Origin of the sequence: Sphingobacterium sp. Ag1, from assembly GCF_000988325.1 — a bacterium.
GTDB lineage: Bacteria > Bacteroidota > Bacteroidia > Sphingobacteriales > Sphingobacteriaceae > Sphingobacterium.
The window spans coordinates 836,586-845,750 of record NZ_LBGU01000043.1 but is presented as its reverse complement, the minus strand read 5'-3'; the positions used below and the strand labels follow the sequence as shown (position 1 = coordinate 845,750).

6 protein-coding genes are annotated in these 9,165 nt (G+C 39.5%); 1 reads left to right on the top strand and 5 read right to left on the bottom strand.

The window, feature by feature from the left end:
* Nucleotides 1-40 precede the first annotated feature (40 nt).
* The 4 genes from infB to AAW12_RS20860 form a co-directional block, all read right to left on the bottom strand.
* Nucleotides 41-3,190: a translation initiation factor IF-2 gene (infB, locus tag AAW12_RS20875; protein ID WP_046675482.1), complete on the bottom strand. Its 3,150-nt coding sequence runs from the start codon at nucleotides 3,188-3,190 to the stop codon at nucleotides 41-43.
* A gap of 103 nt (nucleotides 3,191-3,293) precedes the next feature.
* Entirely contained in the window at nucleotides 3,294-4,535 is a 1,242-nt protein-coding gene (gene nusA, locus AAW12_RS20870; protein WP_046675481.1) for a transcription termination factor NusA, read from the bottom strand.
* Nucleotides 4,536-4,540: 5 nt separating this feature from the next.
* The gene (rimP, locus tag AAW12_RS20865; protein ID WP_046675480.1) at nucleotides 4,541-5,005 is read right to left on the bottom strand and encodes a ribosome assembly cofactor RimP; all 465 of its coding nucleotides are present in this window, start codon (nucleotides 5,003-5,005) and stop codon (nucleotides 4,541-4,543) included.
* 237 nt (nucleotides 5,006-5,242) lie between these two features.
* A complete protein-coding gene (locus tag AAW12_RS20860) occupies nucleotides 5,243-6,019 on the bottom strand; it encodes an XRE family transcriptional regulator (RefSeq protein WP_046675479.1) in 777 nt (258 codons plus the stop codon).
* A 100-nt stretch (nucleotides 6,020-6,119) separates the two neighbouring features.
* On the opposite strand from AAW12_RS20860, the gene AAW12_RS20855 reads away from it, so the two are divergent.
* Nucleotides 6,120-6,443, top strand: coding sequence for a hypothetical protein (locus AAW12_RS20855; RefSeq protein WP_046675478.1), 324 nt, complete (start codon nucleotides 6,120-6,122; stop codon nucleotides 6,441-6,443).
* A gap of 70 nt (nucleotides 6,444-6,513) precedes the next feature.
* Here the strand turns inward: AAW12_RS20855 and AAW12_RS20850 are convergent, their stop codons facing one another.
* Nucleotides 6,514-8,775, bottom strand: coding sequence for a penicillin-binding protein 1A (locus AAW12_RS20850; RefSeq protein WP_316933110.1), 2,262 nt, complete (start codon nucleotides 8,773-8,775; stop codon nucleotides 6,514-6,516).
* Nucleotides 8,776-9,165: the final 390 nt, after the last annotated feature.

The following is a 9,165-nucleotide window of genomic DNA, read 5'->3' as shown; positions in this document are numbered from 1 at the left end:
TCAATGCCGCTTTCTGTTTTATTAGTGTATCACTAAGTGATTACAATTTACGTTTCACTTCAACTTGTTCGTAGGCTTCAACAATGTCTCCTACTTGAATGTCATTGAAACGGTCAATGTTTAAACCACACTCATAACCCATTGAAACTTCTTTCACATCATCTTTGAAACGTTTCAAAGAAGCCAGTTTACCTGTATGAATTACGACACCATCTCTGATTATGCGGATATCATTATTTCTATTGATCTTACCTTCTTTAACCATACATCCGGCAATCGTACCCACTTTAGAAATTTTGAAGGTTTCTCTGATTTCAACCTCAGCAACGATTTTCTCTTCAAATTTCGGCGCCAACATACCCTCCATCGCAGACTTGATTTCATCAATCGCATCATAGATGATCGAATATAAACGTACATCAATTTGCTCGTTCTCGGCCAATTTACGTGCGTTTTGTGTTGGACGTACTTGGAAACCTATGATAATCGCATCGGAAGCAGAAGCTAACAATACATCTGATTCAGAGATTGCACCCACTGATTTGTGAATGATATTAACCTGAATTTCGTCAGTAGACAATTTCAATAATGAATCTGATAATGCTTCAATAGAACCGTCCACATCACCTTTAACGATAATATTAAGTTCTTTAAAGTTACCGATGGCCAAACGACGACCGATTTCATCCAAGGTAATATGTTTAGTTGCACGCATGCCTTGCTCGCGTTGTAACTGAAGACGTTTGTTGGCTACCGTTCTAGCTTCAGACTCGCTTTCAAGAACATAAAGCTTATCCCCTGCTGTTGGTGCGCCGGCCATACCCAAGATTTGCACTGGGACAGAAGGTCCCGCCTCTTTAACACGTTCACCTCTTTCATTAGTCAAAGCCTTCACCTTACCTGAATGCGATCCCGCTAAAATAGGGTCTCCAACACGTAATGTACCACTTTGTATCAACACCGTTGTCACGATACCACGACCTTTATCCAAAGCTGCTTCAATTACTGAACCAACAGCGCGTTTTTTCGGATCAGCTTTTAGATCTAACATCTCAGCTTCCAATAGAACTTTCTCTAATAATAGGTCAACATTTTCCCCCGTTTTTGCTGAAATCTCTTGCGCTTGGAACTTACCGCCCCAGTCTTCAACTAAGATATTCATCGCAGAAAGCTGCTCACGGATTCTATCAGGATTTGCTCCCGGTTTATCTACTTTAGTAAATGCAAATACGATTGGAACTCCTGCTGCCTGCGCGTGGTTGATCGCTTCTTTTGTTTGCGGCATGACGGCGTCGTCAGCTGCGATAACAATAATAACAATATCTGTTACTTTGGCACCACGGGCACGCATCGCTGTAAAAGCCTCGTGACCAGGAGTATCCAAGAAAGTGATCTTCCGACCATCCTCCAATTTCACCGCGTATGCACCGATATGTTGGGTGATACCACCCGCCTCACCAGAAGTAACGTTCGCCTTACGGATATAATCCAGTAAAGAAGTCTTACCATGGTCAACGTGTCCCATGACCGTTACAATAGGCGCTCTTGAAATCAAGTTCTCTTCTGTATCCGGTTCCTCCAATTCAGCAGTCTCCTCATCCTCAGGTTTGATAAACTCTACCTGATAACCAAATTCATCCGCTACAATGGTTAAAGTTTCCGCATCTAAACGTTGGTTAATCGATACGAACATACCCAAACTCATACAAGTTGCAATAATTTGGGTTACCTGAACGTCCATCAAATTAGCTAATTCGTTTGCAGTTACGAACTCTGTAACACGCAATACTTTTGCCATCATTTCTTGCTCCATCGCAGCTTCTTCTGCATGCTGAGCCACGTCATCACGTTTCTGACGTCTCAATTTGGCACGTTGCGCAAATTTACCAGATTTACCTGCACCACTCAAACGAGCAAGTGTTGCCTTGATTTGATCTTGGATTTCCTTTTCAGTAGGTTCTTCCTTATTCTCAACAGGTCTTCCCTTACCTCTATTGTCAAAACGATTACCGTGTTGCGGTCTCGTACCTTGTCCTGGTCTACCTGGGTGTTGGTTGTTACCTCCTTGTCCCGGTCTACCTGAGTGTTGGTTGTTGTTTTGCCCTTGACGATTGTTCGGGTTGTTGTTAGAACCATGATTCCCAGCTCGGTTACCTCCTTGTTGGTCCCGGTTGTTGGGATTGTTACCATCACGCGGTCCACGGTTTTGATTATTATGACCTTGACCTTGCCCCGCATTTGGGTTTACTGGACCATTTGGATTCGTACGCTTACGCTTACGTTTCTCATTATTATTTCCAGCATTTGAAGATGAAGCCACTGGTTTGTGGGAAGGTCTAGCAGATGGTAATTCAATTTTACCAATGACTTTAGGACCTGTCAATCTTTCCGCACGAGCAGAAATAATTTCATCTCCTTGTTTTTTCACAGACTCCACTATTGGAGTTACTGGTACAGCTTTCGGCGCTGTTTCTTCTTTTTTCTTGTCTTCTACCTTCACAGGTTCAGTTTTTGTCTCTACAACCGGAGTTGCTTTTACTTCAGTTTTATTTACTTCGGGTTTCTCTATTTCAGCTTTTGGTACAACAACTTCCGGCTTCTTCTCAATAACCTTTGGCTCTTCTTTTTTTGCTTCAACAATAGGCGCTTGGGTTTCGGCTTCCTTCTTTTCTTCCACCTTAACTTCAGCTTTAACCTCTACAGGTGTTTCTTTGACGGTTTTTGGTTCCTCCTTAACAGGTTCTTCCTTCTTGACCTTACTTCCGCCTCTATTCAATGCGTCAAGATCAATTTTACCGACCACCTTCATACCACCTTGATGAGCAGGCTCCTCTACTTTTGCAGGAGTAGTTTCCTTAACAGAAGGGATTTCTACCGTATTCTTGACCAAGATTTCCTTGGATTCATCATGATCTTCGAAATCCTCATTCTTAGATGATTCCTTAGGAGAAGTGGACGGCGACTCCTCACGACGAATTTTGCCAATCACAATTTGTTTAGCTTCATCTTTCAGTGATTTGTCTCCCTGAAACTCTTTTAACAGCACACCATACATCTCTCCGCTCAATTTAGTGTTAGGCTTTGCTTCTACATCATATCCTTTTTTCACTAAACATTCCACGGCGGTATGTATCCCGATGTTGAGTTCCTTTGCTGCTTTAAGCAAGTTTGTTCCTTTTCCTTCAGTCATCTATAATATAAACTATTTTAATATAATTACAAAAATATGTTTTTTTCCATCCATAAACAATTTATTCCGAATGTTAGATAGAAAAAAATTAACGAGCTGAATTTTATTCAAATTCAGCTTGTAAAATACGTACAATCTCACGAATAGTATCTTCTTCCAAATCGGTACGTCTAACCAGCTCCTCCTCGCTAAGAGACAACACCGACTTCGCTGAATCCAAACCAACACGTTTCAATTCATCAATAACCCAGCTTTCAATCTCATCGCTGAATTCTTCGATATCAACATCTTCATCAAACTCGTCATTCTCGCGATAAACATCGATTTCATAACCAGTTAATTTACCAGCCAATTTAATATTATGTCCGCCACGTCCGATTGCCAAAGAAACTTGATCCGACTTTAAATAGACAGCCGCAGTCTTATTTTCTTCATCAATTTTGATTGAGCTAATCCTCGCTGGGCTCAAAGCACGAGCAATATATAAGGAATGATTAGTTGTAAAATTAATCACGTCAATATTCTCATTACGCAATTCACGAACAATACCATGAATACGCGATCCCTTCATACCGACACAAGCTCCTACAGGATCAATACGATCGTCATAAGACTCAACAGCAACCTTCGCTCTTTCCCCTGGCTCACGAACGATTTTCTTGATTGTAATCAAGCCATCGAAAATCTCAGGAACCTCAAGTTCAAATAAACGTTGTAAGAACGCAGGTGCAGTACGTGAAATAATAATCTTCGGATTATTATTCATCATATCTACTTTATGCACAACTGCACGAATGCCATCTCCCTTTTTGAAATAGTCAGCCGGAATTTGTTCTGATTTAGGAAGAATTAATTCATTCCCGTCCTCATCCAATACCAAGATCTCCTTTTTCCAAATCTGATAGACCTCACCTATGACCAACTCTCCTTCTCTATCCTTATACTTCTTGAAGACCTCGTCTTTTTCCAATTCCAAAACCTTAGATACAAGCGTCTGGCGTGCAGCTAAAATTGCACGACGGCCAAAGCTTTCCAATGTGATCTGTTCTATAAAATCATCGCCAACTTCCAAATCTTCATCATGCTTTCTAGCTTCCGCTAATTCGATTTCAAGATCATCATCTTCTGAAAACTCATCTTCAACAACGACACGCGTTCTCCAAATCTCCAAATCTCCGTTATCTGGATTCACGATAACATCCACATTTTCATCCGTACCAAAACGACGACGGATCATACTACGAAAAACCTCTTCCAATACTGTAATAACAGTAGGTCTATCGATATTCTTAAACTCCTTAAACTCTTGAAAAGAGTCTATCAGATTGATGTTGCTGTTACTCATTATTATTAAAATGAAATTACCACTTTTGTTGCTTTTATTTGATCAAAAGGAAGTTCTTTTTCTACCTCTTGTGCTTTTTTACCTTTTTCTTTTATCTTTTGAAGAACATTGATCTTCATCTCGTCTACGGTCAATAATGTGCCTTCAACTTTTGTATTATCGTTCAACTTTACTTGAATTGTACGACCTATATTCTTTTGATACTGTCGGATATTAACAAAATTAGCATCAATTCCCGGAGATGAAACTTCTAAACGGTATGCATCATCAATTACATTTTCCTCTTCCAGGTGAAAACCAACATGACGGCTAACCTGCGCACAATCATCAATATTTACACCATTATCTCCGTCCAATAGAATTTCAAGAATCTTATTTGGGCGCATCTTCACACTGACGATAAACAAATCCTCGCGATCCGCAATTTTTTCTTCAATGAGTTCAATAACTCTCTTTTCTATATGCTGCATTGTTCTGTTTCTAGAAATGCTAAATTAATTGAATTAAAAAAAAGGGGGCAATACGAGCCCCCTTCCTTTCAGATATGCAAATATAGCATTTTATAAAATAAAAAACAAACTTAGATAGATTGTTTTTATGTTCAATATCACTAAGCGAGTAATAAAAGAAATCTATCGATCGCCCGCCAGCCCTAAAAATTTTCTTCGCAGCAGAGCTAAAAGTAAAAGTAAATGAGCGATTCTCCACTATTTTGAACCATCTACCACCGCATTAATTGTCTTCTGCATCTGCGCCATCATGCTTGTCAGCGTTTCCATGGTTGGCTCCGGAGTAGGCTCGGGCAGCTGCGTACTGATAAAAGCCTTAGCCTTCCACACTTCAAGAATATCTGCTGTTTCCACCCAATAAGGCTCATAGGTCTTATTATCAGAAACAAGCTTCAAACCTTTATCCTCTTTAAATTTAAAAGCAACACGTTTATATACCACACCATCTTCTTTCGACACGACAATATAAGTACTCCCTGGTTTAATATCATGCCAATTTTCTACGTATTCGGCCACAATAATAGAACCCGATGGCAAAGGTAACATCGAATCCCCCTTTATTTCAAAAGCGCGAAATGTCCCCTGGCCAAACATCGGCAGAGAAAATTTAGGCAATTCAGCGACATATTCTGGATCACCATATCCATTTAAATACCCTGCGCTGGCCTTAACCGGAACAAGTTCAATATTTTCACGATCATCTTTGTCCACAGTCACACTGAGCACCCTTAAATTGGACGCATTGCTTTTGGGAACTGGCTTCCATTTTTCATCAATAACATCATTCGCCAACTCATCCATAGTCAAACCATAGAATTCGGCAATCTTCTTTAATAACTCATATTTGGGCTCTGCCCTATCCTCCTCATACGCACCGACAGACGCACGCTTAATTTCCATAATATCAGCAAATTGTTGCTGTGTGATTTTTTTTCCTTTTCTCAGGAATTTCAGATTGGACGAGATATTTGACATATGATTTTTTCAAAAATATTTTGCAAAAACTAATTTTATTAGTAATATTGTGCCAATAAAATTAGTAAATATATTTTAAACGTCCAAATAATTTAGCATTATGAACAATTTTATTGTATATATATCAACTGACAACAACCGGAAGCATTTTAAAATCGGCCTCAGTTCCAACATGTTTAGCACAGTAATGGAATTACAGCAGTCCAATAGTTTTATTTTCAATCAGGGCCCACATTTAAATCGAATAATCTACACAGAGTCTTTTACAAATTGTGAGACCGCCAATAAGAGAATAAGTGAACTACGGCATTTCACACCCATGCAAGTCGAACGGCTGATCCGTAAATATAATCCCAACTGGAATAATCTTTTCCCACAGCAACACCAAGCTTTCACCAAGAGAGATTCCAACCACGCAGCTTAATATAAAAAAAGCCACCTTAGTTAACTAGGCGGCCATCTTTATTTTTTTAGCTATAATCTTTTATGTCGTATTAATTTGGACTACTAAGCTCCTCCAACGAGGACGCCCCTTGGCTATTAACTCCACGATCGTCACCTTCAGTATGATTACGCTCAACAGGACGCTCCACACCCTCCTCCTCAGGCCCGATAAATCCTTCATCAGCAGGCTCATCTACTTGTGTGGAATCACTCTGCTCTGGCTCTGGGCCACTATAGCGTGGAGTTTCGCATTTGTAAGATTTCGTAATTTCAACAGTAGGACTAGGAAACTTACCCTGTGTATACCCCAATTGTTTGTCTTTATAAACAGACTCCATATACACCCCAAATATTGGTAATGCTGTACGAGAACCTTCTCCCGAATGAGAATTTTTAAAGTGAATACTCCGTTCGTCACAGCCAACCCAAACACCTGTCACCAAATCTTTAGTCACCCCCATATACCAACCATCTACATATTCGGAAGAAGTACCTGTCTTTCCTCCGATTTCATTTTCCTTATCAAATAAATCCCATTCCCACAATCCCTGAGATGTACCTCCGGGTTCTTCCATACCACCCCGCAACATATACGTCATCAACCAGGCATCTTGTTTATCCACCACTTGTTTACGCTCCGCCTGAAAAGTGGCAATAACATTACCATCATGATCCTCTATCTTAGACACCAATAAAGGTGAGACACGCTCACCGTGATTCATCATCGTCGAGTATCCATTCACCATTTCAAAAACAGAAACATCATTAGGTCCTAATCCCACAGAGGCAACAGGATTTAATTTACTTGTAATACCACAACGGTGTGCCGCATCAACAACTTTCGCGGGCGTAACCATATCAGTTAACTGAACCGTAACCGAATTAATGGAACGCGCCATCGCATGACGCAATGACATTTCACGATAGGAAAAATTCCAATCTGCGTTTTTAGGCTCCCACACCTCAACAGAATCTCCTTTATCAATCTTGATCGTAACAGGTTTATCCGTAATCTTATCACACGGAGACATCCCTGACTCCAAAGCAGCCAAGTATACAAAAGGTTTAAATGTGGACCCCGCTTGTCGCTTCGCCTGCATCACGTGATCATACTTAAAATATTGGTGGTTGATCCCACCCACCCATGCTTTAATTTCACCCGAATACGGATCCATAGACATCATGCCTGCATTTAACATCATGGCATAATATTTCAAAGAATCCATTGTAGACATATCCTTTTGGATCTTACCACCATCCTTCCAATTATAAACTTCGATCTTCTTCTTTTTATTTAGGAAGTAATTGATGCTATCAGGGGTATTCGCATATTTTTTACTCAAAAAAGCATAATAAGGAGTTTTCTTTGCCAAATTATCCAGGAAGTTGGGTATAACCTTACCTGATAAATCACGCCAAGGCTCCTGGCCCTCCCAGGTATTATTTAGCCGCTGCTGCAATTCAACCATCTGTTTTGCCACAGCTTCTTCCGCGTGCTTCTGGAGCTTAGAGTTTATCGTCGTGTAAATTTTCAAACCGTCTGTATAGATATCATAATTGTTATCCTCAGACCATTTCTCCAACCATTTAGCTACTGCAGCACGTAAGTAAGAATCTCCACCCGCATTAAGATCTTGACTATTTGTATTCAAAACAATCTTCTCCTTAACCAGTTTATCATACTCTTCTTTTTTCAGAAAACCGCCTTTATACATTTGACTTAAAACGGTGTTTTTACGCACAAAAGCATTTTCAGGATTACGAATTGGATTATATAAGGTAGTTCCTTTTAACATACCAATCAAAACAGCAGCTTCATTCTGATTCAATTGATTGGCACCTTTTGAAAAATAACGCTTTGCAGCAGTCTCAATCCCATAGGCATTATTACTGAAGGAAACTGTATTTAAATACATCTCCAAAATCTGATTTTTGGAATAACGTTGCTCCAATTTATAAGCTGTCATCCACTCCTTAAACTTCGTCACCACGAGACCAGCAACGGGAAGGCGGGTCAACAATCCACCTGCCTTATTATAACGTGTACGATAAAGATTTTTAGCTAACTGTTGCGTAATTGTACTTGCACCACGCTTATCCCCTTTTAATGTAGAGATAATACCCGACCCTAGACCAAAAAAATCAACACCATTATGGCTATAAAAACGCACATCTTCAGTCGCGATTAACGCATTAGTAACAGATTTGGGAATGCTATCAAAAGGAATTGGATTTCTGTCCTCGTCGAAATACCGTCCAATTAAAACACTATCTGCCGTGTATAATTCCGTAGAGATATTAACACTAGGCATAACGATATCCTTTTTTGTCGGAGAATAACCAAAGAGCCACAAAAAATTCAATTGTATAGCACATACCAATATAATAATAAAATATATTGCTATAACAAGATAACGAAGAATCCTATTCTTAATACGTTTAAACATAAATGGAAATTTATCTTATATTCAACACATCCGACCAGCAAAAGGTTTTAAACCTGTCCAATATGCCTTTTTGTCTATTTTCAGGGGCTAAATATACAACTAAATAAATCGCTGTAATCAACTATTTACATTTTTTAACAATAAAAAACACCTGCCAAACAACTGAAAAATACGACATAATTCGAAAGGATGGGTTTTGGAAATTACAGCCACGATTAAATAACAAAAGACCCGTATGGAGAAAGCAGGCCTAGT